A 25,175-nucleotide genomic window follows, 5' to 3' on the forward strand; every position below is an offset into this window, starting at 1 on the left:
TTGCCTTGCAGAGGATCGGGTTCGACCGGCGATCGACCACGATGTCTGGCGCGCCATCACGCCCGGTCGAGCGCTGGTGGCGCCAGTGCCGTTGAGACTGGGGCACGCCTGGGCGCAGACGCGCCCAGAGATTCGTCAACGCACCAGATACGGCCCGATGATCTTCCGCCACATCGCGTAGCCTGCTGCATTCATATGCAGGCGGTCGGCAATGAACAGGTCTTCGCGCGGCACGCCTTCGGCATCGAGCATCGGCGTGAACACGTCGATATAGGCGATGTTGCGCTGGGTCGCGGCCCAGTCGCGCAGCGCGTTGTTGGCGTCGCGCTGTACGTCCAGCAGATTCGCCCGCGACGGGCTGGGCTTGATGCCCAGCAGGGCGATGGGCGTGCCCGGCTGGGCTGCCCGGATACGCGTGACAAAGGCCTGGGTGTCGGCGAGCACCTGCGCTGCCGAGCGTCCCTCGGCGATGTCGTTGTCGCCGGCATAGAGCACGATCTGCCGCGGCCGATAGCGCAGGGCCACTTCGTCGGCGTACCAGATCGCGTCACGCACCTGGGAGCCGCCGAACCCGCGATTGAGCACCGGCACATCCGGGAAGTCGGCGGCCAGGCGCTCCCACATACGCACCGACGAGCTACCGGTGAACACGATGGGGCGCTCGGGCGGCGGTGTCTCGGCATCCTCGGCTGCGAAACGCGCCATGTCGGTGGCCCATTCCGGCGAGGACACCGGGTCCAGGTCAGCCGGCACGCCGCCGCTGGCGCAGCCCGTGAGCAGGCCTGTCGCGAGCAGCGCGGTGGCGCTCAGCGCACGCCAGGTGCGGAGAAGACGGGACATGCGCATGGTGTTGCTCCTGGAAAATCCGCTGGCCAGTCAAGCAGCCGTTGCCCGGCAATGCAAACCCCTGCCGAAGTCGCACTCCGGGCGATGTGTCAGAATTGCCGGAACGCGACTGCCCCCACGGCCCCGGCCCACCATGTCATCGACTGTTTCGCCCCCCGCGCCTGGCCGCAGGGTGGCGCGCGCCGCGCGTCGCGCCGTTCGACGGGTGCCGTGACGATGGCGGACGGGATCGGTCATCGCCCCCGTGGTTTCGGCCGCATGCTCCAGGCGACCGTCTGGTCGTGCCAGGGCCTGCGTGCGGCCTGGCTGCACGAGTCCTCGTTCCGCCTCGAGGTCTACCTGCTGGCGCTGCTAGCGCCGCTGGCGCTGTGGCTGGGCGACGACGGTGTGGAACGCGCGCTGTTGCTGGGCAGCTGCCTGCTGGTGCTGGCGGTGGAACTGCTTAACTCGGCGATCGAGGCGGTGATCGAACGTTACGGTGCTGAATTCCACGAACTCGCGGGTCGGGCCAAGGACATGGGCTCGGCCGCGGTGTTCGTCACGATGGTCAATGTACTGCTGGTGTGGGGCCTGATCCTGCTGCCGCGCTGGTTGTAGCGTGGTGGCGACCGGGCGCCGAACCGATCGAATCTCAATGAGGATGTGTCACCCATGATGGAACTGCTTACCGACCCGCAGGTCTGGATCCTGCTGATCACGCTCAGTGCGATCGAGATCGTGCTCGGCATCGACAACCTGGTCTTCATCTCGATTGCGGTCGCCAAGCTGCCGGTCGAGAAGCGCGAGTTCGCGCGCAAGTTCGGTATCGCCGTGGCCTGCATCACGCGCATCGGCCTGTTGCTGACGCTGGCCTGGCTGGCGCGCTTGACCGATCCGCTGTTCGAGCTGTTCGGCCGCGCGATCTCCGTGCGAGACCTGATCCTGATCCTCGGCGGCCTGTTCCTGGTCGTGAAGGGTGCGATGGAGATCCGCGAGCAGGTCAAGGGCGAAGACCCGGAAGCGCATGGCGCGACCGGAAAAGCGGTGGCCTCGTTCGGTACCGTGATCGCGCAGATCGCGGTCATCGACATCGTGTTCTCGCTCGACTCGGTGATTGCGGCGGTCGGCATGGCCGGCGACTACATCCCGGTGATGGTCGCCGCGATCCTGATCGCGGTGACGGTGATGCTGCTGGCGGCCCAGCCGCTGGGCCGGTTCATCGACGCCAATCCGACGGTCAAGATGCTCGCGCTGGCCTTCATCGTGCTGATCGGCGTGTACCTGATGCTCGACGGCTTCGGCATCCACATCCCGCGCGGCTACATCTACGGGTCAATGGGCTTCTCGGCCGCGGTCGAGCTGTTGAACCTGTGGGCCAAGCGCAACGCCATGCGTGTGCGCGGCGAGCCCACGCCGCCGGTCGACGCACCAACCCGCCCGCTGCCGCGCTGATCCGATGACGATCCTCCACCAGATCGATCCGATCGCGCTGCAGCTCCCGCAGGTCGGTGCCTTCCATCCGTCAGTCCACTGGTACGGCGTGATGTATCTGCTGGCCTTCGGCGTCGCCTGGCTGCTGGGACGCAGCCGCATCCGCGCCGGGCGCCTGCCGGGCGTGGATGTCGAACAGTTCGGCGACCTGCTGTTCTACGGCATCCTCGGCGTGATCCTCGGCGGCCGCATCGGCTACGTGCTGTTCTATGCCTTCGGCGATCTGCTGCAGAACCCACTGATGCTGTTCAAGGTCTGGGACGGCGGCATGAGTTTCCACGGCGGGCTGCTCGGCGTTCTGGTCGCGGCCTGGTGGTGGACGCGCCGGCAGGGGCTGCACTTCTTCGACGTCATGGATTTCGTCGCGCCGTGGGTGCCGCCGGGGCTGGGCTTCGGCCGCCTCGGCAACTACATCGGCGCGGAACTGTGGGGCAAGTACACGCAAGCCGGCTGGGGCGTGGTCTTCCCGACCGATCCCGCGTTCCGCGGCTGGTCTGCGGAACGTTTGCAGAGCGAGTTCGCGACCGGCGCGCTGGACCAGTTCGCGCGGCATCCCTCGCAGCTCTACCAGGCATTTCTCGAAGGCTTGGTGATGTTCACGGTGCTGTGGTGGTACTCGCGCAAACCGCGGCCGCGCTATGCGGTGTCGGGCCTGTTCGCGCTGCTCTATGGCGTGTTCCGCTTCATCGTCGAGTTCGTGCGCGTGCCGGATGCCGAGCTCGGCTATCTGGCGTTCGGCTGGCTGACCATGGGCCAGGTGCTGTCGCTGCCGCTGATCGCGCTGGGGCTATTCCTGCTGTGGAAGTCGCGCAGCGCGCCGACCCTGCAGCCGGTGCCGCGCGCGGCGACCGTCGACCCGAAGTAAGCGACGTGAGTCGCTTCGCATGATCCGGAGATCGCGATGAAGCAGTACCTCGATCTGCTGCAGCACGTGCTCGAGCACGGCGCGGACAAGTCCGACCGCACCGGTACCGGCACGCGTAGCGTGTTCGGCTGGCAGATGCGTTACGACCTCAACGCCGGCTTCCCGCTGGTGACGACCAAGAAGCTGCACCTGCGCTCGATCATCCATGAGCTGCTGTGGTTCCTGCAGGGCGACACCAACATCGCCTACCTGCGCGAGCACAAGGTCAGCATCTGGGACGAATGGGCCGACGCCGATGGCGAGCTTGGCCCGGTCTACGGGAAGCAGTGGCGGCGCTGGACGACGGCCGACGGCCGCACGATCGACCAGATGCAGTGGCTGGTCGACGAGATCCGTCGCAATCCCGATTCGCGTCGTCTGGTGATCAGTGCCTGGAACGTCGCCGAGCTGTCGGAGATGGCACTGATGCCCTGCCATGCGCTGTTCCAGTTCTACGTCGTCGACGGCAAGCTCAGCTGCCAGCTCTACCAACGCAGCGGCGACATCTTCCTCGGCGTGCCGTTCAACATCGCCAGCTACGCGCTGCTGACCCACATGGTGGCGCAGGTGTGCGGGCTCGGCGTCGGCGATTTCGTGCACACACTGGGCGATGCCCATCTGTACTCGAACCACTTCGATCAGGCCCGCGAGCAGCTGACGCGCGCGCCGCGCGCGCTGCCGACGTTGCGGCTCAATCCCGACGTCACCGACCTGTTCGGCTTCCGCTTCGACGACATCGCGATCGAGGGCTACGATCCCGCGCCGGCGATCAAGGCGCCGATCGCGGTATGAACCGGCCTGCGCTGGTGCTCGTCGCCGCACTGGATCGCGCGCGTGCGATCGGCCGCGGCAACGCAATGCCCTGGCATCTGCCTGACGACTTCCGACACTTCAAGGCGCTGACGCTGGGCAAGCCGGTGCTGATGGGTCGCAGGACCGCCGAATCGCTGGGACGTGCCCTGCCGGGGCGGACCAACTTGGTAATGACCCGGAGCGGCCGCGTGCCGTTCGCGGGCATGCAGGCCGTGGCTACGCTCGATGAAGCGATTGCCGGCGCACAGGATGCCGGCGAGCTGTGCATCATCGGTGGCGGGGAGATCTACGCGCTGACGCTGCCGCAGGCGGACGTCCTGCAGCTGACCCACGTCGACACGGTGGTCGACGGCGCGGATGCGTTCTTTCCGGCATGGGACGTCGCGGCGTGGCGCGAAGTCTCGCGGGTATCGCATGCGACCGACGCGCGCCATGCGCACGCCTTCGATTTCGTGGAATACCGTCGGGCCTGATCAGCGCGCCGCGTCAGGGGCCAGCAGCACCGGCCGATAGTGGCCGATGATGGTGTGCTGGAAGAGCAGATCTTCTTCGCGTGTGCCCCGGGCGATGTTGTGCAGGATCAGCGGCGTGCTGTCCGCGCTGCGCTGGTCCGACACGATGCCGATGTGCAGCGGTCCGTTGCGCAGTCGCCACGCGACGATGTCACCGGCGGCGAAGTCCGTCGCGCGGGTGCCGATGGGTCGCTGCCAGCCCTGGTGCTCGAACCAGCGCATCTGGTTGGGCACGCGCCGATGGTCGATGTTGCGATCGGGCTGGCGGGCGCCCCAGTCGCGCGGATAGGCCGCGAAGCGCACGCGCATGTCCTCGTGAATCGCGCGCTGCAGATCCAGGCCCTGCGTGCGCAGGGCGCGGACAATGACATCGGTGCAGACGCCGCGGTCATCGGGCATGTCGCCGCCGGGATAGGACAGGCGCACATAGGCGGGGTCGTAACGGACGGTCACGCCGACCTGTGCACGCGCGGCATCCACCAGCGTCGGCATCGCGGCCGCCTGCACGGCAAGGCACCACAACAAAACAAGCAGTGCGAGTCGCGCTACCGCCTGCATGCGGGTCAGACAGGGAGCTTTCGGGGCGGCAGACCCGATACATCGCGGCCGGGCACCTGCACCAGATGCAGGGTGTCGGCATCGAGCTGCAGCGCGGTGAGCTTGCCGCCCCAGACCGCACCGGTGTCGAGCGCATGCACGCCCATGCCGAGGAACAGGCCCAAGGTCGACCAGTGGCCGCAGACGATCTTCAGGTCGCGCTCGGCGCGTCCGGGCACTTCGTACCAGGGATAGATGCCGGGCTGCTGGGTGCCGGGCATGCCCTTTTCTTCGAACGCGATGCGGCCACGCGGCGAGCAGTAGCGCATGCGCGTGAACACATTGATGATCGCACGGTCGCGGTCGTAGCCGGTCAGGTTAGGCGACCACGCGGGACGATCGCCGTACATGTTGCGCAGCAGCTTCTTGTAGCCCGGGCCGCGCAGCTTGTTCTCGATCTCGCGGGCATGGCGCTGCGCGAGCTCGACGTCCCACCGCGGCGCCAGACCCGCGTGCAGCATCATCCAGCCGAGTTCGCGGTCGACGTGCAGCAGCGGGCATGTGCGCAGCCATTCGAGCAGCACGTCGCGATCGTGCGCGAACAGCACGCCCTGCAGATCGGCGTTGACCTTGCGCTGGTCTTCCTCGCGTCGCTCGGCGATCGCCAGCAGCGACAGGTCGTGATTGCCGAGCACGCTGACCACGTTGTCGCGCAGCGAATGCACCAGCCGCAGCGTCTCGATTGATTCGCCGCCGCGGTTGACCAGGTCACCGCAGAACCACAGGCGATCGACCGCCGGATCGAAGCGGATCGCCTCCAGCAGTCGTTGCGTTGGTCCGTAGCAGCCTTGCAGGTCGCCGATTGCCCAGACGGCCATCAGTGCAGGGTTCGCGGAATGGACAGCGTGAACGGCGGAATCGGCGCATCAAACTGCGCGCCGTCGTCGCCGACCATGTCGTAGGAGCCTTCCATCGTGCCCACCGCGGTCGACAGCACTGCACCCGAGGTGTAGGTGAAGGCTTCGCCCGGCTCCAGGCGCGGCTGCTCGCCGACCACGCCATCGCCGTGCACTTCCTCGATGCGTCCATTGGCGTCGGTGATGACCCAGTGGCGCGCCATCAGCTGCGCCGGCAGGCGGCCGATATTGCGGATGCGGATGGTGTAGGCGAACACGTAGCGATCGTCATCGGGCGTCGATTCCTCGTCGAGGAAGCGCGTCGCGATCTGGATCTCGAGTGTGTAGTCGGCGGTCTCGTCCATGCTGGAGACAGTGTATCCGCAGGCCATGAATGCATCGACTACGCAGTCACCGGATGATTCGCCAGACGCACGAAATCCGCGACCGCGAGCTGCTCGGCGCGCAGTTGCGGATCGATGCCGGCGGCCGTGATCGCCTCACCGTCCATGACGTTCGACAGCGCATTGCGCAGCGTCTTGCGGCGCTGGCCGAACGCGGCGCGCACGATGTCGGCGAAGCGTCGCGGGTCGTCGATGCCGACGGTGTCGGGCGCGCGCGGCGTCAGGCGCACCACGGCCGAATCCACCTTCGGCGGTGGGCGGAACGCGCCGGGGCCGACGACGAACAGCATCGTGACTTCGCAGTAGGCCTGCAGCATCACGCTCAAGCGGCCATAGACCTTGTTGCCCGGGCCCGACGCCATCCGCTCGACGACTTCCTTCTGCAGCATGAAGTGCATGTCGATGACCACGGCGGCGTGTTCGAGCGCATGGAACAGGATCGGCGACGACAGGTTGTAGGGCAGGTTGCCCACGAGCCGGATCGGCGCGTCGCCCGCGAGCGCGGTGAAGTCGACGTCGAGCACGTTCGCGTGGATGAGCTCAAGTGCGCCATGTGTCGCAGCCTGCAGCGTCAGCGGTTCGAGCAGATCGCGGTCGAATTCGATCGCGGTCAGGGCGCCGTGGCGCTCGAGCAGCGGAAACGTCATCGCGCCCTGGCCGGGGCCGATCTCCACCAGCCGCTCGCCAGGTTGCGGATTCACCGCGTGCACGATGCGATCCACGACGCCGCGCTCGTGCAGGAAGTTCTGGCCGAGGGATTTTTTCGGCGGCTCGGAGAACGCGCCGGGTGCGGCAGGGGAACGCATCATCGTGTGGTCAAACCAAAGCAGGTGAAAAGAGGGCTCACAGCAGGCGGGCGCCGGGCGCGACGTCGCCATCTGGCATGCACAGACGTACATGGCCGTCGGCATCGTGGAAGCCCGTGATCAAACATTCGGACATCAGTGGCCCGATCTGCTTGGGCGGAAAATTGACCACGCCGACCACAAGCCGGCCGACCAACACCTCGGGCGTGTAGTGCGAGGTGATCTGTGCGCTGGACTTGCGCATGCCGACCTCGGGGCCGAAATCGACGTGGAGAATGTAGGCGGGGCGTCGCGCTTCGGGGAACGGCTCGGCAGACACCACGCGGCCGACGCGCAGATCGACGCGCATGAAATCGTCCCAGCCGATCGTGTCGCCACTCATACCGCACGCCTGCGGTTGCGGCCAAGCGCAGTGCACTGCGCGATCGCCGCAAACAGACTCGACGGGTCGGCGCGGCCGCTGCCGGCGAGTTCCAGTGCGGTGCCGTGGTCGACGGCGACGCGCGGATAGGGCAGGCCGAGGGTGAGATTCACCGCCGATTCGAAGCCGCTGTACTTGAGTACCGGCAGGCCCTGGTCGTGATACATCGCGAGCACCGCGTCGACGTTCGCCAGGCGCGCGGGCAGGAATGCGGTGTCGGCCGGCAGCGGGCCTTCGAGGTGCAGCCCGCGCGCCCGCAGACGTTCGAGCAACGGGGTGATCGTCTCGATCTCTTCATGGCCGAGATGCCCGGCCTCGCCCGCGTGCGGATTGAGACCGAGCACGGCAATGCGCGGCGCAGCGATGCCGAAGTCCGTACGCAGTGCAGCGTCGAGAATGTCGATCACGCGCTCCAGCAACGGTCCGGTGATCGCGTCGGGAACTTCGCGCAGCGGCAGATGGGTGGTGGCCAATGCAACCCGCAGCGTCGGATTGGCCAGCATCATCACGACATCGCAGCCGGCATCGTGGGCCAGCAGCTCGGTGGTACCGGTATAGGGCACGCCGCCGGCATTGATCGCCGCCTTGTGCACCGGACCGGTGACCATGCCATCGAAGCGGCCATCCCGACAGCCGGCGGCGGCGTGCAGCAGGCCGTCGAGCACGCTGCGTGCATTCCGCGGATCAGGCGTTCCGAATGGGGTGGCCGCAGCGTGCGGCAGTTCGATCAGGCGCAGCGTGCCGGGTGGTACGTCAACGGCTTCCGCATCGGTGAAGCCGATCGACAAGCCGATCGCATCGGCCGCGCGCTGCAGGGTGGGGCGGTCGCCGATGACAACCAGATCGCAGTCCCAGGCGTGCCAGGCGGCACGCACGCACAGCTCCGGTCCGACGCCGGCCGGTTCGCCCGGGACCAGCGCCAGCCGGACAGGTCGCATATCAGCCGCCGCTGCCGATCTCGGGATCGCGGTTCGCACCGATGCGGACGCTCACATAGGCTTCGCCGCGCAGTTCGCGCACGTAGCGATCCCACTCGTCCTCGAGCTTGCGCTGGCCGATGGCCTCGCGTGCCTGGGCGCGGCGGTTGTTGTCGTTGCCGGCCGTCTGGCGCGTGGCCTGGCGCTGGACGATGTGCCAGCCGGCCTGGGTGCGGAACGGCTCGGACACGTCGCCATCGCCGATCGCGGCAACCTGGCCGCCGAAGTCCGGGCCGAATTCGTCCTGGGTGAACCAGCCGAGATCGCCGCCATTGTCCTTGGTTGCGTTGTCTTCCGAACTCTCGCGCGCCACTTCGGCGAAGTCGGCGCCACCGACGAGGCGGGCACGCAGGCTGTCTGCACGGCCCTTGGCGGCGGCATCGTCACCGGGAGCGCTGCGGATCAGGATATGGCGCGCCTGGTATTCGGTCACCGAGCCGGCATCGGCCGACTGGGAGGCTTCGCGGCGGTCGACCAACTGCAGGATCTGGAAGCCGCTCGGACCGCGGATCGGGCCGATCGTCTGGCCCGGCTGCAGGCCGGTCACCGCGTTCGCGAAGGCGGCCGGGATCTCGTCGGCGCGACGCCAGCCCAGATCACCGCCTTCCAGTGCGTTCGGGCTGTCGGAATAGCGCACGGCTGCAGCCGAGAATTCCATTTCGTTGCGGTCGAGCAGCGACTTGATGCCGTCGATCTTCTGCTGGCCGGTCTGGATCTGCTCCGGCGTCGCGCCTTCAGGCAGCGCCACCAGAATGTGGGCCAGACGGTATTGCGCACCGGTGGCTTCGGCCGACAGCGCGGCATCGACTTCGGCATCGCTGACCGAAATGCGGGTCTGCGCGAAGCGCTGGCGCATGCGCTGGATCATCAACTCGTCGCGCAGCGAGGCGCGGAAGTCGTCGAACGACATGCCGTCGCCCGCCAACTGCTGACGCAGCTGATCCATCGAGAAGTTGTTCTGCTGCGCGATTGCGGCGATGGCCTGGTCGACTTCCTGGTCGCTGATCCGCACGCCGGTGCGCTGCGCGTTGGCGGTCTGCAGGCGCATGGTGATCAAACGCTCCAGCACCTGGCGCTCGAGAATCTCCTGCGGCGGCAGCTGGTCCTGGCGGGTGGCGTACTGACCACGGATGTTGGCGACCGCGCGCTGGAGCTCGCTGGCGAGGATCACGTCCTCGTCGACAACGGCCGCGATGCGGTCCAGCGGCTGCAGGTCCTGCGCATGCGCAGGCGACGCGAACAGCGCGGCAGCGGCCGCGAGGGAATAGATCAGTGTCTTCATTGGCTCAGGCCGGGGGGCAGGGTCTCATCGTCGTCGCTGTTGCGCAGCTCCGACGGCGGCACGAGATAGAGGTCGTCGCGGTAATAACCGAGAATAGCACGGCGCAAACGGTCCTCCGTGTTGGGGCCGGCCGAGCCCAGACCCTTCAGTTCAAGTTCGAACATGATCGCGTTGTTCAGCTCGCCCTGGCGGTTTCGCAGGTATCGGCGACCGACGACACGGGCGGCGAGGCAGCAGCTGTCCCACTGCACGCCGGCCACCGCTTCGAGCAGACGGTTGTCGGTGAACGAGTAGTAGTAGCGGCCGACGACGCTCCAGGCGGGGCTGATCGGATACAGGAACGACAGGTCGGCCTGCTCGATCAGGTCCGCGCGACGGCGGTAAGCGAAGTTGACGATGCCCTCGTCGCCGATCAGGTAACGCGTGCGCAGCGACATCAGGTCTTCGCGGCGGAACTTCGGGTCCCACTGGTAGCCGGCGCTGACCGTCCAGCGATCATTGATGGCGTAGGTCGCATCGGTGACCCATGCCGAGCGCCCCTGTTCCACCTGCGCCTCGCCGGGGATGGCGACGCGGGAATCGGAGAGATAGACGATCTGTCCCAGGCTGGCGGACAGTTTCTCGAGCCCATCCGATTCGCGGATCAGGCGGGTGCTGACCGCCATCGTGACCTGGTTGGCGTCGGCCTGGCGATCCGCGCCGGAGTAGCGGTTGTCGCGGAAGAGCTGCCCCCAGCCGAACGTCAGCGGCGTGGTGTCGAACAGCGGCAGCGCGGACTGGTCGCGATAAGGCGAATTCAGATAGAACAGCCGCGGTTCCAGCGTGTGCAGGTAATCCTCACCGCGCCAGCTGGTATTGCGATCAAAGAACAGACCTGCATCGATCGAGCCGATCGGCTGGCTGCGGCTGGGGGAGTTGTTGCTGTAGAGCGCCAGGGTGTCGGCGGACACCGGCTGGTCGGCGGGAATTCCGAGTTCGGCGCGCGCGCGCTGTTCGGCGATCTGATCAGTGAGCGTGCGATCGAGCGCGTAGCTGGTATGACGCCAGGCCAGGGTCGGCCGCACGAACCACGCCGCGCCTTCGAACGGCAACGAGACGTAGGGCTTGAGGTCGAGGCGGCTGCCGCCCGGACGCGCGGCATCGTCGAGATGCGCGAAGCGGGTTGCGGTGGTATCGACGCCGGCATTGATCCAGCGGCCGTAGGGGCGCTGCCAGGTGAATGAAGCGTGCGGCAAGCGGTTGTAGGGCAGGACCGATTCGGGAAGCGTGTAATCGGTCAGCAGCTGGTAGTCGCCCAGCACGCTCGCGTTCCAGTAGCCGCGGTCGCCCGACGAGCCCTGGCCGAACACACCGACCTGGCTCAGCGCGCTGACCGAGGAGATGCCGTCGACGTTGTTGCTGGAATCCTCGAGATACCGCGGATCACTCATCCAGGTCAGATTGGCGCGGCCCTGCCAGGTCGGGCTGATGTCCAGCGAGCCGCCGAAACCGAGAAATGCACGGTCGGCCTTGCGGCGATTCTCGACGATCGGCACCTGCTCCTCTTCCAGCTCGCGCTCGCGGCTGGCCAGCTTGTCTGACGGGAGGTAGGCCAGATCGAGCTCGCCCCGTGCGATGTCGGTCGCAAACCGGAACTCCGTGCCCAACTGCACGCCGCGCCGGCTCATGAAGCGCGGCTCGAGCGTCATGTCGTAGTTGGGCGCGAGGTTCAGGTAGATCGGCTGGGTGTAGTCGAAGCCGTTGCGGCCGGACTGCGAGATGCGCGGGAACAGCAGACCCGACAGGCGCCGTTCGTCGATCGGGAAGCGGAACCACGGCACGTACAGCACCGGCACATTGCCGACGCGCAAGGTCGCGTTGCGCGCGGTGCCCATGCCCATGTCGGTATCGATGTCGATCTGCCCGGCCTTCAGTTCCCACCAGCGATCGCTGGGCGTGCAGGTCGAATAGGTGGAGCCGAGCAGGGCGCCGACCGTGCCGTCCATGCGGATGTGATCGGCGCCGCCGTTGCCGCGGCGGTCGGTCAGCTGGTAGCGGACGCTGTCCATCCGGTAGGACTCGGCGATCGTGTCGCCCTCTACCCGGTCGGCCACGATGCGCATGCCGCGGTCCTGGTAGCGGACGTTGCCGTCGGCGACGAAGGTGCCGTCGTCCTGCGAGAACTGGAGATCGTCGGTGCCGAGGAACTGGTCGCCGCGGCGCAAGGTCACGTTGCCGCTGACGTTGCCGGTGAAGTCGCTGTCGATGCCTGACAGGCCGTCGAAGGCATCACCGTCAATGTCGGTGGGCTGCCGCTCGCGGTCTTCGACCGTGCCGACCGGCGCCTGGGCGTCGGTGAATGCGGGTACCGCATCCTCGATCGGACACAGCGCCCAGTAGTTGGGACGGAGCTGATCGTCGGCCTGGGCGGACAGCGAAACCGCGATGCAGAACGGCAGGGGAAGCAAGCGGAGGGCTGTGCGCACGGTGGATCCGTTCGGCGGGAAAAACGGGCGCCAGCATGACCGATCCACCGGGCAGCAGCAATGCGGCGTCCATCCCTCCTGTTCACCTGCGGTATCGACGCTTTCCTGCAGGCCATCGGGCCCTCAACGGGCGTCTCAGCCGGTCAGCGCGCGCAGATGGGCGACGCTGCTTTCGCGCAGCGCCTGCAGGTCGTATCCACCTTCCAGCATCGAGATGACTCGGCCCTCGCAGCGCCGTTCAGCGATGGCGACGAGTTCGCCGGTCAACCACCCGAAATCCTCGGCATCGAGCTGCAACTGGGCCAGCGGGTCGCGCCAATGCGCATCGAAGCCTGCCGAGATCATCAGCAGTTGCGGGGCGAACGCGTCGATCTCGGGCAGCAGGCGTTCGCGCCAGGCCTCGCAGAAGCGACGGCTGCCGGTGCCGGCGGTGAGCGGCAGGTTGACGATGTTGCCCACGCCGCGCTCGTCGCGTCGGCCGGTGTCTGGGAACAGCGACATCTGGTGTGAGCTGACGTACTGCACGCGCGGCTCTGCCTCGAAGATCGCCTGGGTGCCGTTGCCGTGGTGCACGTCGAAGTCGACGATCGAAATCCGGGTCAGGCCGTAGCGGTCGAGCGCATGCGCAGCGGCCACGGCGATGTTGTTGAATAGGCAGAAACCCATCGCGATGTCGGCGGTGGCGTGGTGACCGGGCGGGCGCACGGCGCAGAACACCCGGCGCTCGTTGCCGCCCAGCACCGCATCGACCGCGGCCACGCCGGCGCCGGCGGCATGCAGCGCGGCCTGCGCCGAGCCCGGCGACAGCACGGTATCGCTGTCGAGCGGAATGCGGCCGGTGGGACGGGCGTCGAGGATGTTGGCGAGCAGCGAGGCGTCATGGACGCGCAGCAGTTGGCCGCGGGTGGCGGGCGGGGCCTGGCGCAGATCGAGATCCGGGAAGGCGGCACGCAGCGCTTCGATGACGGCGGCCAGCCGCTCCGGGCGCTCGGCATGGCCTGGGCCGGTGTCGTGGTCCAGCAGGCTCGGGTGCGAGAACACCGGCACCCGCCGTTGGTCACCGCCGCCGAAGCCGACCGGATGATGCATCGCTCAGCGCCGCCGCGTGTGGTGCCACAGCACTTCGCCATGCCCGCTGGCGCGCGCCAGCACCCGGGCGAGCACGAACAGCAGGTCCGAGAGCCGGTTGAGATAGCGCACCGCCTGCGGCCGGACGTCTTCGACACGCGAGAGCGCCACCGACTCGCGCTCGGCGCGGCGGACCACGGTGCGGGCGATATGGCAGCGCGCTGCCGCCTCGCCGCCGCCCGGCAGGATGAAATCCTTGAGCGGCGGCAGATCGTCGTTGTAATGGTCGAGCTGCTGTTCGAGGCGGTCGATGTCGGCGTCCTCGATCGCGGCATGGCCGGGAATGCACAGCTCGCCGCCGAGATCGAACAGCTGGTGCTGCACGGTCGTCAGCAGGCTGCGGATGTCGTCCGGTACGTCGGCGGCCAGCAGCAGGCCGATCGTCGAATTGGCCTCATCGACCGTACCGTAGGCAGCGACGCGCAACGAATCCTTGCCTACACGGGCGCCGTCGCCGAGGCCGGTCGAACCGTCGTCGCCGGTGCGGGTGTAGATCTTCGAGAGACGGTTACCCATCGGCGCGGCGCGTCAGTCGGCGTGCAGCGGACGGACGGCGGTCGCAGGCTTCGGCAGCACGCGCGTCAGCAGCACGTGTGCCATCGCAGCAACGCCGACGTACAGCGCGGCGGTGCGCATGTAGGGCAGCAGCCAGTCGCTGTAGTTCTTCCACCAGCCGGCGAGCGTGGGATCGGCGACCGAGGCGCTGATCCAGTAGAAGCTGCCCTGCGCCAGCAGATGGCAGATCGTGACCGAGGCCACCAGGGCGACGACCAGCTGGCCGATCGCGATCGGGGCCGATGTCGACAGGTGGCGACGCAACAGGCTGCCGCCAGCCCAAAGCGCGAAATACGCCGGCACTAGGCACCAGTAGGCCGGCGACACGCAGTAGTGCTGCCAGAACGACAGGCCCTGGCTGCTGATGACGAACCAGTCCACCGCGACTGCCAGCACCATCAGCGCCGGAAACGCCCAGCGCTGCCAGCTGGCGAGATAGAAGCCGCCAATGAAGAACACTGCCCACGAGGCATCGGGAATCGCGGCGAAATGATGCAGCCGGGTCGCAGCCATCAACGCGGCCAGCAGGGCGAAAATCGTGGCGCGGCGGGCGGTGACGGTCATCGCGGGGCTCCGGTGCAGCAACAGGTCGAGGGCGCATTCTAGCGGAGCCGCGACCCGGGGCGCAGGCGCCGGCGCGTATCATCGCGGGCATGGTCGAACCACACCCAGCACCGGTGCATCCGGTCCTCATTGTCGGCGGCGGTCTGGTCGGCGCCAGTCTTGCGATCGCGCTGGACCGCGCCGGCGTCGATGCCGCGCTGGTCGAAGCCACGCCGCCGGGGTCGATGCCGGCGGTCTTCGATGAGCGCAACCTGAGTTTTGCCGAGGCAACCGTCAATGCCTTGACCGTGCTCGGCGTGCTGCAGAAGCTGCGCGCGCCAGGCGGGCCGATCCGCGAGATCCACGTCAGCCGCGCCGGCGACTTCGGCCGGGCGAAGCTGGCCGCGGCCGACTATGCCCGCGAAGCGTTCGGGCAGGTCGTGGTCGCGCGTGATTTTGGAGAGGCGCTGGAAGTGCGGCTGGCTGAACTGCCGCGACTGGTGCGCTACCGGCCGATGCGCTTTGCCGGTTTCGACGGGATCGAGGACGGCTGTCGCGTGGTCCGTCTCGACGGGCCGGACGGCGAAACCCGCGTGCGGGCGCGTCTCGTGGTCGGCGCCGACGGGGCCGACAGCGCGGTACGGCAGGCGCTGGGCATCGGCGCCGACGTCCACGACTACGCGCAGATCTTGTTCATCGCCCGCCTGCGCGCGGCACGCGCGCCGGATGGCCGCGCGTTCGAGCGCCTGACCGATGCCGGCCCGACCGCGTTGCTGCCACGTGGCGACCGGCATTACGGGCTGGTCCACGGCGTCGCCAGCGACGAAGCCGAGATGGTCGCCGCGCTCGACGACGCGGCGTTCCTCGCCCGCGTGCAGCAGACATTCGGCTGGCGCGCCGGTCGCTTCCTCGCGGTCGGCCCGCGCAGTCGTCATGCGGCGCGGCGTGTTGTAGCCGAGCGCGTTGTCGATACACGTGCGGTGCTGGTGGGCAATGCGGCGCAGAGCCTGCATCCGATCGGCGCCCAGGGTTTCAACCTCGGCCTGCGCGATGCGCTGACCCTGGCCGAGTGCATCGCGGGCGCCGCCGATCCCGGCGCGCCCGAACTGCTCGAACGCCACGCCGCACGCCGCCTGGACGATCGCACCCGCACGCTCGCGTTCTCCGACGGCCTCGCGCGCGTCACCTCCAATTCGGCGCGCCTGCTGCGGCCACTGCGCAGTCTCGGGCTTCTGGCGATCGATCGCGATTCCGCGCTGCAGGCGATGCTCGCCGGTGGGGCGATGGGCTATCGGGGCGACGTGCCGGCGCTGTGCCGCGGAGCCGCCGCATGAGCCGCCGCGATCGACGCGATGTCGTGATCGTCGGCGGCGGCGTGGTCGGCGCCGCGTGCGCGCTGGCGCTGGCCGCGCAGGATCTCGACGTGGTGCTGGTCGAAGCGCGTGCGCCTGCCGCTTGGTCGGCGGCGCATCCCGATCTGCGCGTGTACGCATTTGCCCACGACAGCGCCAGTCTGCTGCGCTCGGTCGGCGCCTGGGAAGAGGTCCGCGCTGCGCGCGCGCGTCCTTACCTGCGTATGCAGGTCTGGGACGCCGGCGGCGGCAGTGAACTGGTCTTCGACGCCGACCAACTGGGTATGCGCGAACTCGGCTGGATCGTCGAGCACGGTCTGCTGGTCGACCGGCTGTGGGCGCGGTTGTCCGTGGCCGGTGTCGACGTGCGTGCGCCGGCGCAGGTGGAGGCCTTGGAGCAGGACACCGACGGCGTGACTCTGCGGCTCGATGCGGGCAGTCGGGTCGAAGCGCGCCTGGCGATCGCTGCCGACGGCGCCGCATCGACGCTGCGCACGCTCGCCGGCATCGGCACCCGCGCGCACGACTACGCGCAGGCCGGCGTGGTCGGGTATGTCGAAAGCGCAGAGCCGCATCGAGATACCGCGTGGCAGCGCTTCCTGCCAACCGGTCCGTTGGCGCTGTTGCCGGTCGACCAGGGTCGCAGTTCCATCGTCTGGACGCTGCCCGCCGATGAAGCGACGCGCATGCGCGAACTCGACGATGTTGCATTCGCGGATGCAGTGACGCGCGCGTCCGGTGGCCGGCTCGGCATGCTGACGCCGGTCTCGCCGCGCGCCGCGTTTCCGCTGCGGCGCCAGCTGGCCGATGCGCAGCTGCAGGGCCGCGTGCTGGTGATCGGCGATGCGGCGCACGTCGTGCATCCGCTGGCCGGGCAGGGCGTGAACCTCGGCCTGCGCGATGTCATCGGCCTGGCCGACAGCGTCGCCGATGCACGGCGTCGCGGCGCGCGCTGGGATGCGCCGCAACGGCTCGCGCGCTGGGCGCGCACGCGGCGCAGCGAGAGTGCCGTGGCCGCGCACGCATTTGAAGCGATCAACCGCGCCTACTCGAACGACGCCCTGCTGCCGGTGCTGCTGCGCAGCCATGCACTCGGCATCGCACACGCGTTGCCACCGCTGCGCAATCTGTTTTGGAAGCGGGCCGCCGGGCTTTGAGGTCGCTGCCCGCTTTCGTGCAGGCCGCCGCCGTTGCACTGTGGGCCTGCGCCGCGTTACCCGCGTTCGCAATGACCCAGTGCCCGGTCGAATCGGTCAAGTCGGGCGGGTTCGTCGCGCTCGGTTACGGCGTGCTCGCACTCGCGCTTTGCGTCGGGCTCGCCGCGCCTCTGCTCACCTGGCGGCGCACCCGCGCACTGCGACCGGGCATGCGCGCACTGTGGCTGCTCGGCGCGTGCGTGGTGATGCTGGGCATGTGTCTCGCCGGTCTGATGGTCTGGCTCGGCGCCTTCGTCCTGCCCTGCTGATCACGCGCCTTCAGTGGGCGAGCGCGGGCTTGCCGCGCATGCGTCGGATGAGCGTGATGATGCCCACCACGATGCCGCCGGCAACGATGCCGACGACCGCGTTGATGACCGTCGGCAGCACCGCGCCGAGCACCACGCCCACTTCGGGCAGCGCACCCAGCCCGCTTGCCGCGTCGTTGATCCAGGTCTGCACGTCGTGCACGCCGTGGGTCAGGATGCCGCCGCCGACGAGGAACATCGCGGCGGTGCCGACGATCGCCAGCGTCTTCATCAGCCAGGGTGCGACGCGCAGGATGCCGCGACCGATCGCCTGCGCCGCACCGGATGCACCCTTGCTCAAGTACAGGCCGGCGTCGTCGAGTTTAACGATGCCCGCGACGAGGCCGTAGACGCCGATAGTCATCAGCGCGGAGATCGCCGCCAGCGCGCCGAGCTGGGTGAGGAACGCCGCGCCGGCGACGGTGCCCAGCGTGATCGCGATGATCTCGGCCGACAGGATCATGTCGGTCCGCACGGCGCCGCGGATCTTGTCGCGTTCGAACGCCACCGGGTCGACATCGGCGCCGGCGAGCGCGGCGGTGCGGCCGGGCTTGGCGGCGTCGTCCTCGGCCTTGTGCAGCAGCTTGTGCAGCACTTTCTCGAAACCTTCGTAGCAGAGGAACAGACCGCCGGCCATCAGCAGCGGCGTGACCAGCCACGGCAGCCATGCGCTGATCGCGAGCGCGGCGGGCACGAGGATCAGTTTGTTGCGCGCCGAGCCCTTGGCGACCGCCCAGACCACCGGCAATTCGCGGTCGGCCGTGACGCCGGTGACCTGCTGCGCGTTGAGGGCGAGATCGTCGCCGAGCACGCCGGCCGACTTGCGCGCAGCGACCTTGGTCATCAGCGCCACGTCGTCGAGCACGGTGGCGATATCGTCGAGCAGGGTCAGCAGGCTGGACGCCATGCGGGGAGATCCGGAGTTGAGGGCGCGCGCAGTATGCAGCGCCGATGTGGCGGCTGCGTCAGCGCCGATGCGAGGCCATGCAGGGCTCGCCCGCCGGCGCGCGCGACGGACCTCGAACCGGTTCTAGCGCGCGAGCGCCCAGGCGGCGAGGGCGAAGGCCAGCGCCGCGACGGTGCCGGCGACCACCGCGAGCACCTGCGCGCGCAGCAGACGTTGCTCGACGCGCGCCGCGCCCAGCTGCAGTACCTCGATGGTCTTCTGCATGTCGGCGGCCAGCTTGCCGATCGAGTCGGCGTTCTGGCTCGCCGCGTCCTGCAGCTCGGTGATCTGCGCGTCGATCACGTCGTTGCGGCGCTGCTGCCCCAGATCGACGAGCGGCGGCGTCCGGGTGAAGATCGGCCGGGCCAGCCGGACAATCTCCGGCAGATACGGGGCGACAACGGTGATCCAGCCTGCAGCCATAACGCGCTCTCCGGTTCCGGGTTACTCGACGCTGGCGTAGACCGTGATCTCTTCGCGGTCGTGGTAGAGCTGCCGCGCGCGGATCACCAGGTTTTCGTGCTCGCCGGCATTGTTGGCGAACAGGTCCAGCGCCAGCAGCGTTTCCTGCCAACGCTTCTTCATCGGCAGCTTGAGGTTGAAGACCGCGTTGCGGCACCAGCCTTCGCGGAACCAGGTCGCCATGCGCTCGGCGACCTTGCGGGGCTGCTCGACCATGTCGCAGACCATCCAGTCGACCGCGCCGACGGGCTGGTAGCGGAAGCCGTCGACGCGGTGGTGGTCGACCAGACCGGTTTCGAGCAGTTCGGCCTGCATCGGGCCGTTGTCGACCGCGACCACGCGCATGTGTTCGCGCGTCAGCACCCAGGTCCAGCCACCGGGCGCCGCGCCTAGATCCACCGCACGCATGCCGGGCTTGATGCGCGCATTGCGCTCGCGTTCGGTGAGCAGCGCCATGAAGGCCTCTTCGAGCTTCAGTGCCGAGCGCGACGGCGCATCGGCATGCGTGCGCAAACGCGGAATGCCCATCGCCCACGGGGCGCTGTCGCCGACGATCGACTGGGCGATGTAGGCGTGCGTGCCCGACACGAAGAACACATGCAGGCGCGGGAAGCGCGTCTCGTCCTTCTGGCTCAGGAAGCCGCGCTTGCGCAAAGCTGGGCGCAGCGCATTGGCGAAGCTGCGTGCGAGGCCGGCGAGCTGCTTGCCTTCATCGGATTCGGGATGCTCGACCATCAGTTCGCCATGGCGGCCGCGGCCGGCCAGCACTTCGAAGATCGGCGTGATGCGGTCGGTCGGGTCGAGGTCGCGCAGTTCGGCCAGCAGCATCATCTTCTGGCGCGCGAAGATCAGTTCGCGGAACGGCAGTTCGCTGGTCAGCGACGGGCCGTTGTCGGAATGGAACAGCACGTAGCCGTCGCCGCGCTTGGTCTGCGCGTAGCCGGCGACATGCACGCCGGCGGCGCGCTCGGTCAGTTCGGCGGCGAGGTCGGGCTCGAAGCCGGGGCGGCAGTAGCAGAGCAGGCCGCTGATCGCATGCAGTGGCGACGTGGGCGCGTCTGCCGGCTCGGCGGCTGCATCGGCGTGATCTGTGTCGATATCGGTCATGTCAGTACTTCGCCCCGTCGGTTTCGCCATAGGTGCGCAGCACCGCGCGCGCGTCGTCGCGCAGCAGGTCGCGCACGACCTCGATGCCACGCTGGTTCAGGGCGCCGACCCAGTCCTCGGGCAAGGGGCCTTCGTCGAACGGTGTCAGCGCTTCCACGTCCTGCGAACGTGCGCCGATCAGCAGGCGGTCGATGCCGGCCCAGACAGTCGCGCCGTAGCACATGCAGCAGGGCTGCGACGAGGTCGCGAGCGTCATCGGTCCGCGCTCGTTGAGCCGCGGTGTCTGCAGGCGCTGCTGCGCGAGCATGTAGGCCATGGTCTCGGCGTGCGCCACCGAGCAGCTGTGCGGCATCACCCGGTTCACGCCGACGGCGATGATGCGGTCGTCGCTGCCGAACACGGCCGCGCCAAACGGCCCGCCGCTCTGCGCTTCGATGTTCAGGCGCGAGAGCTCGATCGCGAGCGCGACCTTGGTCTCATCGCCAATGTAGTCGCGCGACACGTCGACGTGCTCGTGCACCCACGCGGGCAGGGTCAGGTGGACCTGGGCATACAGCATTGGAAATTCCGGAAATGAAGCGGGGGATCAGCGCAGTAGGCTGCCCGGTGCGGGCGCCTCGCAGCGCGAGTTGACGCAGGCGCAGGACTGGATCTCGACGAAGCCGCAAACCCCGGCGATGCCGCGGCGCGCGCAATCGGCCTGCACCGCCTGCGGATCGACCTGCGCGTTCGCATTGACGCAGGCCGGCTGGTAGCCGCAACAGCTGCCGACGTTCTTGACCGCGCAGTCGCTGTCGACGCGGCAGCTGGTGTCCAGATTCGGCACGCCAGCGGGTGCGGACGGTGTTTCGATGACCGGCGCGCCCGCGGGAGGCGCGGCCTCGGCGACCGGCGCCGCAGGCGCTGCGCACGCCGCCAGCGCTAGCAACAGCAGGGCAGGCAACAGGCGGAGCGACAGGGTGCGCAGACGGATCATGCCGGGGATGTTAACCGCTCCAGCGCGTCCCGCGGCCGCCGGGACGGGCCAGATGCCGGGACGCGGCGGGCGGGCGGCATCCCGTGCTGCGCGACCGATGGCGGGTTTCAGGCGCCGGCCTTGTCCGCCGTCCAGGTATCACGCAGTGTCACGCTGCGGTTGAACACCGGCTTCGCGGCCGCGTGGTCGACGCGGTCAGCGACGAAGTAACCCAGGCGCTCGAACTGGAACGACTGCTCGGGCGCGGCGGTCGCGGCAGCCGGTTCCACGTAGCCCGTGACGCTGCGCTTGGACTCGGGATTCAGATGGTCGCGATAGGTCTTGCCGGTCGACTCGTCGTCGGGCTTTTCGACCACGAACAGGCGATCGTAGAGGCGGACCTCGGTCTCGACCGCATGCGCGGCGCTGACCCAGTGGATGGTGCCCTTGATCTTGCGGTTGGCGCCTTCCATGCCGGGACGCGACTCGGGATCCAGTGTGCCGCGCAGCTCGACGATCGCGCCGCTGTCGTCCTTGATCACCTCGTCGCAGCGCACGATGCCGGCGCCGCGCAGGCGCACTTCGCCGCCCGGGATCAACCGCTTCCAGCCCTTGGGCGGCACTTCGGCGAAGTCGTCGTGCTCGATCCACAGCTGGCGCGAGAACGGCACATCGCGCATGCCTTGCGCTTCGTCCTTCGGATGGTTCGGGAAACTCAGGGTTTCAGCGTGGCCGTCGGGCAGGTTGGTCAGCACCAGCTTCAGCGGGTTCACCACCGCCATGCGGCGCGGCGCGCGGGCGTCGAGATCGTCGCGCAGCGCGCCTTCGAGCACCGAGAAATCGATGACCGAGTTCTGCTTGCTGATGCCCACGCGCTCGACCAGCAGGCGCAGGCTGGCCGGCGTATAGCCGCGGCGGCGCAGGCCCTGCAGCGTGTACATGCGCGGGTCGTCCCAGCCGTCGACCAGGCCTTCGCCGACCAGCTGGGTCAGCTTGCGCTTGCTCATCACCGTGTAATTGATGTTGAGGCGCGAGAACTCGATCTGGCGCGGCTTGGCGGCCACGTTCGGCAGGCCCCGCGCACTCAGCGAGGCCAGCAGGTCCGGGTTGCCGGCGAGATCGACCCGGTCCACCACCCAGTCGTACAGCGGGCGATGATCTTCGAACTCCAGCGTGCACAGCGAATGGGTGATGCCCTCGATCGAATCGCCCAGCGCATGGGCGAAGTCGTACATCGGATAGATCGGCCAGGCGTCGCCGGTGTTCTGGTGGGCGACCTGCTTGATCCGGTACAGCGCCGGGTCGCGCAGGTTCATGTTGCCGCTGGTCATGTCGATCTTCGCGCGCAGCGTGCGCGTGCCGTCGGCGAACTCGCCCGCGCGCATGCGCCGGAACAGGTCGAGGTTCTCGTCGACGCCGCGGTCACGGAACGGCGAATTGCGGCCCGGTTCGACCAGCGTGCCGCGGTACTCGCGCACCTGCTCGGCAGTGAGATCGCAGACGAAGGCGTCGCCCTGTTCGATCAGCTTCTCGGCGGCGCGGTAGTAGACGTCGAAATAGTCCGAGGCGTGGCGCAGCTCGGCCCACTCGAAGCCCAGCCAGCGCACGTCGTCCTCGATCGCGCGGACGAATTCGAGGTCTTCCTTCTCGGGGTTGGTGTCGTCGAACCGCAGGTTGCAGCGGCCGTCGAATTCGGCCGCGATGCCGAAATCCAGACAGATTGCCTTCGCGTGGCCGATATGGAGGTAACCGTTGGGCTCGGGCGGGAAACGCGTGCGGATTGCGGCATGTTTCCCGCTGGCCAGATCCTCGCGGACGATCTGCCGGATGAAGTCCTGGCGTGCCGGGGTGGCGGGATCGGTCGGCGGCGCAGCGGATTCGGCGGATGACATGGGAGCTCAGACGGCGGAAGCGGAAAGCCGTGCAGTGTAGCGGACGGTCCACAAGCGACGCGCGGGGGCGGGTGTGACGGCGTCGTGGCGATTTCCGTGACGCAGTCCTGACATAATTTCGTGACGGCGGTAAGGAAACCGTGGCATGCGAGTTGCGATGGAGCAGGGGACATCAAGGGGGCGGTGCATGCGCGATCCAGCGCAGCGAGGCATTGGACAGCGCGCAGAAAGGTCCCACGCGGCCGACGGGCAGGCATGCAGATGGAGCTGACCGCCTCGCGCGCGATGCCCGGCCACGCCTGGGTCCTCGCCGCCTGTCTGGTGCTGCTGATGGGGCTGTTTGCGGCGCTGGTATCCGCGACCCAGCTGCGCCCCGGTGAAAGCCTGCCGGTGGTGGTCCATCCGCAGTCTGACGGCGTGGTCCAGCTGCGTTTTGAGCTGCCGGCCACAGTGACCGCCCGGTGGGCGCTGTGGTTTCCGCGCGAGCCGGTCAGCCGGCTGCAGCTGGTGGGTGCAGACGGGTGGCGCAGCGAGGCGGCGGATTTCTTCAGCGTCGGCGTCGATGATGGCGTCCTGCCGGCCGGTTATGCCTTTCTGCTGCCGCGCGATGCGCACGGGCCGATGACGATCGAAGCCGAGGTGGAGGGCGGGCTGCAAGACAGCCTGCACCCGGTGCTGGCCCAGGCGGTCGACGTACGCCGGGTTGAGCGGTCCGGCGTTGCCCTGGCCGCTGGGGTCTACGGCTGCCTGCTGGCGCTCGCAGCACTGGCGCTGGCCTTGGCCCACGCCTCCCGCGACCGGCTGTTCATCGGCTTCTTCGGCTTCACCGTCGCCCTCGTCCTGTTGCTGCAGGCAATGAACGGCCATCTCTACGGCCTGCCGGGCGTGCGTCTGTTCGGCCAATGGGGGTTACAGGGCGTGTCGGCGCTGACCCTGGTGCACGCCGCAGCCGCGCTGTGGCTGATCGAGGCCTATGCGATGCGCGACCGTGCCTATCGGCATGCGCGGCTGGTCCGCGGCCTCGGGATCGGGTTGATCGCACTGGCCTCGGTGTGCCTCCTCAATCTGCCGGGCCTGGCACAGGTGTCGCAGGCGGTGAGCGCCTCGGCGTGGACGGTCGCCGGCGTTGCGGTGCTCTGCATGCTGGTGGATGCCGGGCGGCGCGGCGTGCCCATGGCATGGACGCTGACGGTCGCCACCGCCGTGTCGGTTTCGGCCGGCGTGTGGGTGTCGCTGGCCCGGCATGGGCTGGCGCCGAGCGGCCCGCTGCTGCATTTCGGCTACCAGGGCGCGGCGGTGGCATTCGCATTGCTGCTCGCGCTGTCGCTGACCCATCGCATTGGTGACTACCGCGATCAGCGCGACCGTGACCGTCTCGCGCGTCAGGACACTGAGCGCAGGATGCGGCGCGAAGCCGCGCGTGCCGACCTGTCGGCGGCGCTGCAGACCCAGCTCAACGGCCTCGATCCCGGCGAGATTCCGTGGCAGGGCTTCCGCCTGCTGATGGATCACCTGCTGCCCCTGGTGCCGACCGAATCCTGCATCGCGGTGCTGCGCGGCTACCAGGGCCGCGACCATCTGCTGGTCGAGCCATCCGATGCGCTGGCATCGATCGAGCACGAGATCGACCGTCGCGGCCTGCTCCTGCGTCGCCAGGCGAACGCGGGTCTGGCCCTGCAGCAGCCGGTGCGTCCGACGGTGGGCGGGCCGGTGGTGGCGATGGAAGCGCTGGTGCCGTTCCAGGTGCGTGCGCCGGGCTGGGGCGTGCTGTTGCTGCGCCGTGCCGGCGACGCGGGGTTCACGACCGAGGAGATGTCGGTGATCGGCGAACTCGCGCGCGTGGTGCAGTTGCATGTCGACCAAGCCGCCGCCGCCGTGAAGCTGCGGCGCTCGGCGGAAATCGATGCCCTCACCGGGACGATGAACCGTCGCACGATCGATCTCTGGATCGGACGCACTTTCACCGATGCCGAGCGCACGGGGCGCCCGGTCTCGGTGTTGTTCATCGATCTCGACCACTTCAAGTCGGTCAACGACCGCTACGGTCACGGCTGCGGCGACGACTGCCTGCGCGCGGTGTCGACCGCGCTGCGCAGCGTACTGTCGGAGGCCGACATGTTCGGGCGCTACGGCGGCGAGGAGTTCATCGCGGTGCTGCCGGGTCGCGATGGCGCCGAGGCGCGGGCGGTCGGGGAGCGGATGCGCACCGCGGTCGAGAACTGCGAGATGCGCCACGAGGGCCAGCGCGTGCGGCTCACGGTGAGCATCGGCATCGCCACCCGCCACCGCGGCGAAGACACGCCGGCGTCCGCGATTGCGCGCGCCGACAAGGCGCTCTATGCCGCCAAACGTCAGGGCCGCAACTGCGTGCAAGTGGCGCCCGCGGTCTTCAGCTGAG

The 25,175-nt window shown here is 68.5% G+C and carries 27 protein-coding genes; 9 read left to right on the plus strand and 18 right to left on the minus strand.

The genetic code is table 11. From position 1 onward, the window contains the following. Positions 1–135: 135 nt before the first annotated feature. The gene (locus J2X52_RS06760; protein WP_310150598.1) at positions 136–840 is read right to left on the minus strand and encodes an SGNH/GDSL hydrolase family protein; all 705 of its coding nucleotides are present in this window, start codon (positions 838–840) and stop codon (positions 136–138) included. 222 nt (positions 841–1,062) lie between these two features. On the opposite strand from J2X52_RS06760, the gene J2X52_RS06765 reads away from it, so the two are divergent. Genes J2X52_RS06765 through J2X52_RS06785 form a run of 5 tightly spaced genes read left to right on the plus strand, consistent with a single transcriptional unit; the run spans position 1,063 to position 4,506 of the window. Continuing rightward, positions 1,063–1,443: a diacylglycerol kinase gene (locus J2X52_RS06765; protein WP_310150600.1), complete on the plus strand. Its 381-nt coding sequence runs from the start codon at positions 1,063–1,065 to the stop codon at positions 1,441–1,443. A 54-nt stretch (positions 1,444–1,497) separates the two neighbouring features. Beyond that, positions 1,498–2,277 carry a TerC family protein gene (locus J2X52_RS06770; RefSeq protein ID WP_310150603.1) on the plus strand — a complete coding sequence of 260 codons (780 nt, stop codon included), beginning with the start codon at positions 1,498–1,500 and terminating at the stop codon, positions 2,275–2,277. A gap of 4 nt (positions 2,278–2,281) precedes the next feature. Then, on the plus strand, positions 2,282–3,181 hold the full coding sequence (gene lgt, locus J2X52_RS06775; RefSeq protein WP_310150604.1) for a prolipoprotein diacylglyceryl transferase: 900 nt from the start codon (positions 2,282–2,284) through the stop codon (positions 3,179–3,181). A gap of 36 nt (positions 3,182–3,217) precedes the next feature. Then, positions 3,218–4,012, plus strand: a complete 795-nt coding sequence (locus J2X52_RS06780; RefSeq protein WP_310150606.1) for a thymidylate synthase — start codon at positions 3,218–3,220, stop codon at positions 4,010–4,012. Continuing rightward, positions 4,009–4,506, plus strand: coding sequence for a dihydrofolate reductase (locus tag J2X52_RS06785; RefSeq protein WP_310150608.1), 498 nt, complete (start codon positions 4,009–4,011; stop codon positions 4,504–4,506). The genes J2X52_RS06780 and J2X52_RS06785 overlap by 4 nt, the downstream gene beginning before the upstream one ends. Here the strand turns inward: J2X52_RS06785 and J2X52_RS06790 are convergent, their stop codons facing one another. The 11 genes from J2X52_RS06790 to J2X52_RS06840 all read right to left on the minus strand — a co-directional run bounded on the left by J2X52_RS06790 (position 4,507) and on the right by J2X52_RS06840 (position 14,580). Beyond that, the gene (locus tag J2X52_RS06790; protein WP_310150610.1) at positions 4,507–5,103 is read right to left on the minus strand and encodes a DUF1287 domain-containing protein; all 597 of its coding nucleotides are present in this window, start codon (positions 5,101–5,103) and stop codon (positions 4,507–4,509) included. A 5-nt stretch (positions 5,104–5,108) separates the two neighbouring features. Continuing rightward, on the minus strand, positions 5,109–5,960 hold the full coding sequence (locus tag J2X52_RS06795) for a symmetrical bis(5'-nucleosyl)-tetraphosphatase (RefSeq protein WP_310150613.1): 852 nt from the start codon (positions 5,958–5,960) through the stop codon (positions 5,109–5,111). Next, positions 5,960–6,343, minus strand: coding sequence for a Co2+/Mg2+ efflux protein ApaG (gene apaG / locus J2X52_RS06800; RefSeq protein ID WP_310150616.1), 384 nt, complete (start codon positions 6,341–6,343; stop codon positions 5,960–5,962). Before apaG ends, J2X52_RS06795 begins: the two co-directional genes overlap by 1 nt. A 38-nt stretch (positions 6,344–6,381) precedes the next feature. Beyond that, the gene (rsmA, locus tag J2X52_RS06805; RefSeq protein WP_310151203.1) at positions 6,382–7,188 is read right to left on the minus strand and encodes a 16S rRNA (adenine(1518)-N(6)/adenine(1519)-N(6))-dimethyltransferase RsmA; all 807 of its coding nucleotides are present in this window, start codon (positions 7,186–7,188) and stop codon (positions 6,382–6,384) included. A 37-nt stretch (positions 7,189–7,225) separates the two neighbouring features. Then, entirely contained in the window at positions 7,226–7,570 is a 345-nt protein-coding gene (locus J2X52_RS06810; protein WP_310150618.1) for a tRNA-binding protein, read from the minus strand. Next, entirely contained in the window at positions 7,567–8,547 is a 981-nt protein-coding gene (gene pdxA, locus J2X52_RS06815; RefSeq protein WP_310150620.1) for a 4-hydroxythreonine-4-phosphate dehydrogenase PdxA, read from the minus strand. Before pdxA ends, J2X52_RS06810 begins: the two co-directional genes overlap by 4 nt. 1 nt (position 8,548) lies before the next feature. Continuing rightward, complete coding sequence (locus tag J2X52_RS06820; protein ID WP_310150623.1) at positions 8,549–9,868, minus strand: peptidylprolyl isomerase; 1,320 nt, start codon at positions 9,866–9,868, stop codon at positions 8,549–8,551. Continuing rightward, a complete protein-coding gene (gene lptD / locus J2X52_RS06825) occupies positions 9,865–12,333 on the minus strand; it encodes an LPS assembly protein LptD (protein ID WP_310150625.1) in 2,469 nt (822 codons plus the stop codon). The genes J2X52_RS06820 and lptD overlap by 4 nt, the downstream gene beginning before the upstream one ends. 135 nt (positions 12,334–12,468) lie before the next feature. After that, positions 12,469–13,380 carry a histone deacetylase family protein gene (locus tag J2X52_RS06830; protein ID WP_310151207.1) on the minus strand — a complete coding sequence of 304 codons (912 nt, stop codon included), beginning with the start codon at positions 13,378–13,380 and terminating at the stop codon, positions 12,469–12,471. Positions 13,381–13,425: 45 nt separating this feature from the next. Beyond that, positions 13,426–13,977, minus strand: coding sequence for a cob(I)yrinic acid a,c-diamide adenosyltransferase (locus J2X52_RS06835; protein ID WP_310150628.1), 552 nt, complete (start codon positions 13,975–13,977; stop codon positions 13,426–13,428). Between the two features lie 12 nt (positions 13,978–13,989). After that, positions 13,990–14,580 carry a hypothetical protein gene (locus J2X52_RS06840; RefSeq protein ID WP_310150631.1) on the minus strand — a complete coding sequence of 197 codons (591 nt, stop codon included), beginning with the start codon at positions 14,578–14,580 and terminating at the stop codon, positions 13,990–13,992. Between the two features lie 113 nt (positions 14,581–14,693). Here J2X52_RS06840 and ubiH point away from each other — a divergent pair, with 113 nt between their 5' ends. The 3 genes from ubiH to J2X52_RS06855 all read left to right on the plus strand — a co-directional run bounded on the left by ubiH (position 14,694) and on the right by J2X52_RS06855 (position 17,376). Beyond that, on the plus strand, positions 14,694–15,893 hold the full coding sequence (gene ubiH, locus J2X52_RS06845) for a 2-octaprenyl-6-methoxyphenyl hydroxylase (protein ID WP_310150634.1): 1,200 nt from the start codon (positions 14,694–14,696) through the stop codon (positions 15,891–15,893). Further along, positions 15,890–17,068: an FAD-dependent oxidoreductase gene (locus tag J2X52_RS06850; RefSeq protein WP_310150636.1), complete on the plus strand. Its 1,179-nt coding sequence runs from the start codon at positions 15,890–15,892 to the stop codon at positions 17,066–17,068. The genes ubiH and J2X52_RS06850 overlap by 4 nt, the downstream gene beginning before the upstream one ends. 71 nt (positions 17,069–17,139) lie before the next feature. Continuing rightward, complete coding sequence (locus tag J2X52_RS06855; protein ID WP_310150638.1) at positions 17,140–17,376, plus strand: hypothetical protein; 237 nt, start codon at positions 17,140–17,142, stop codon at positions 17,374–17,376. A gap of 10 nt (positions 17,377–17,386) precedes the next feature. Here the strand turns inward: J2X52_RS06855 and J2X52_RS06860 are convergent, their stop codons facing one another. The 6 genes from J2X52_RS06860 to J2X52_RS06885 all read right to left on the minus strand — a co-directional run bounded on the left by J2X52_RS06860 (position 17,387) and on the right by J2X52_RS06885 (position 22,777). Next, a complete protein-coding gene (locus tag J2X52_RS06860; protein ID WP_310150639.1) occupies positions 17,387–18,322 on the minus strand; it encodes a DUF808 domain-containing protein in 936 nt (311 codons plus the stop codon). 123 nt (positions 18,323–18,445) lie between these two features. Further along, the gene (locus J2X52_RS06865; protein WP_310150641.1) at positions 18,446–18,784 is read right to left on the minus strand and encodes a hypothetical protein; all 339 of its coding nucleotides are present in this window, start codon (positions 18,782–18,784) and stop codon (positions 18,446–18,448) included. Positions 18,785–18,805: 21 nt separating this feature from the next. Further along, the gene (gene rlmM / locus J2X52_RS06870) at positions 18,806–19,855 is read right to left on the minus strand and encodes a 23S rRNA (cytidine(2498)-2'-O)-methyltransferase RlmM (protein ID WP_310151209.1); all 1,050 of its coding nucleotides are present in this window, start codon (positions 19,853–19,855) and stop codon (positions 18,806–18,808) included. A 76-nt stretch (positions 19,856–19,931) separates the two neighbouring features. Then, a complete protein-coding gene (locus tag J2X52_RS06875) occupies positions 19,932–20,489 on the minus strand; it encodes a nucleoside deaminase (RefSeq protein ID WP_310150644.1) in 558 nt (185 codons plus the stop codon). Between the two features lie 27 nt (positions 20,490–20,516). Then, positions 20,517–20,906, minus strand: a complete 390-nt coding sequence (locus tag J2X52_RS06880; RefSeq protein WP_310150647.1) for a hypothetical protein — start codon at positions 20,904–20,906, stop codon at positions 20,517–20,519. A 107-nt stretch (positions 20,907–21,013) separates the two neighbouring features. After that, positions 21,014–22,777 (minus strand): glutamine--tRNA ligase/YqeY domain fusion protein, encoded by a 1,764-nt coding sequence (locus J2X52_RS06885; RefSeq protein WP_310150649.1) that lies wholly within the window; start codon positions 22,775–22,777, stop codon positions 21,014–21,016. 255 nt (positions 22,778–23,032) lie between these two features. Between J2X52_RS06885 and J2X52_RS06890 the strand changes: the two genes are divergently transcribed. Further along, a complete protein-coding gene (locus tag J2X52_RS06890; RefSeq protein WP_310150652.1) occupies positions 23,033–25,174 on the plus strand; it encodes a GGDEF domain-containing protein in 2,142 nt (713 codons plus the stop codon). Position 25,175 lies beyond the last annotated feature (1 nt).

The organism is Luteimonas sp. 3794 (assembly GCF_031456825.1).
In the GTDB taxonomy this organism is placed as follows: Bacteria; Pseudomonadota; Gammaproteobacteria; order Xanthomonadales; family Xanthomonadaceae; genus Luteimonas.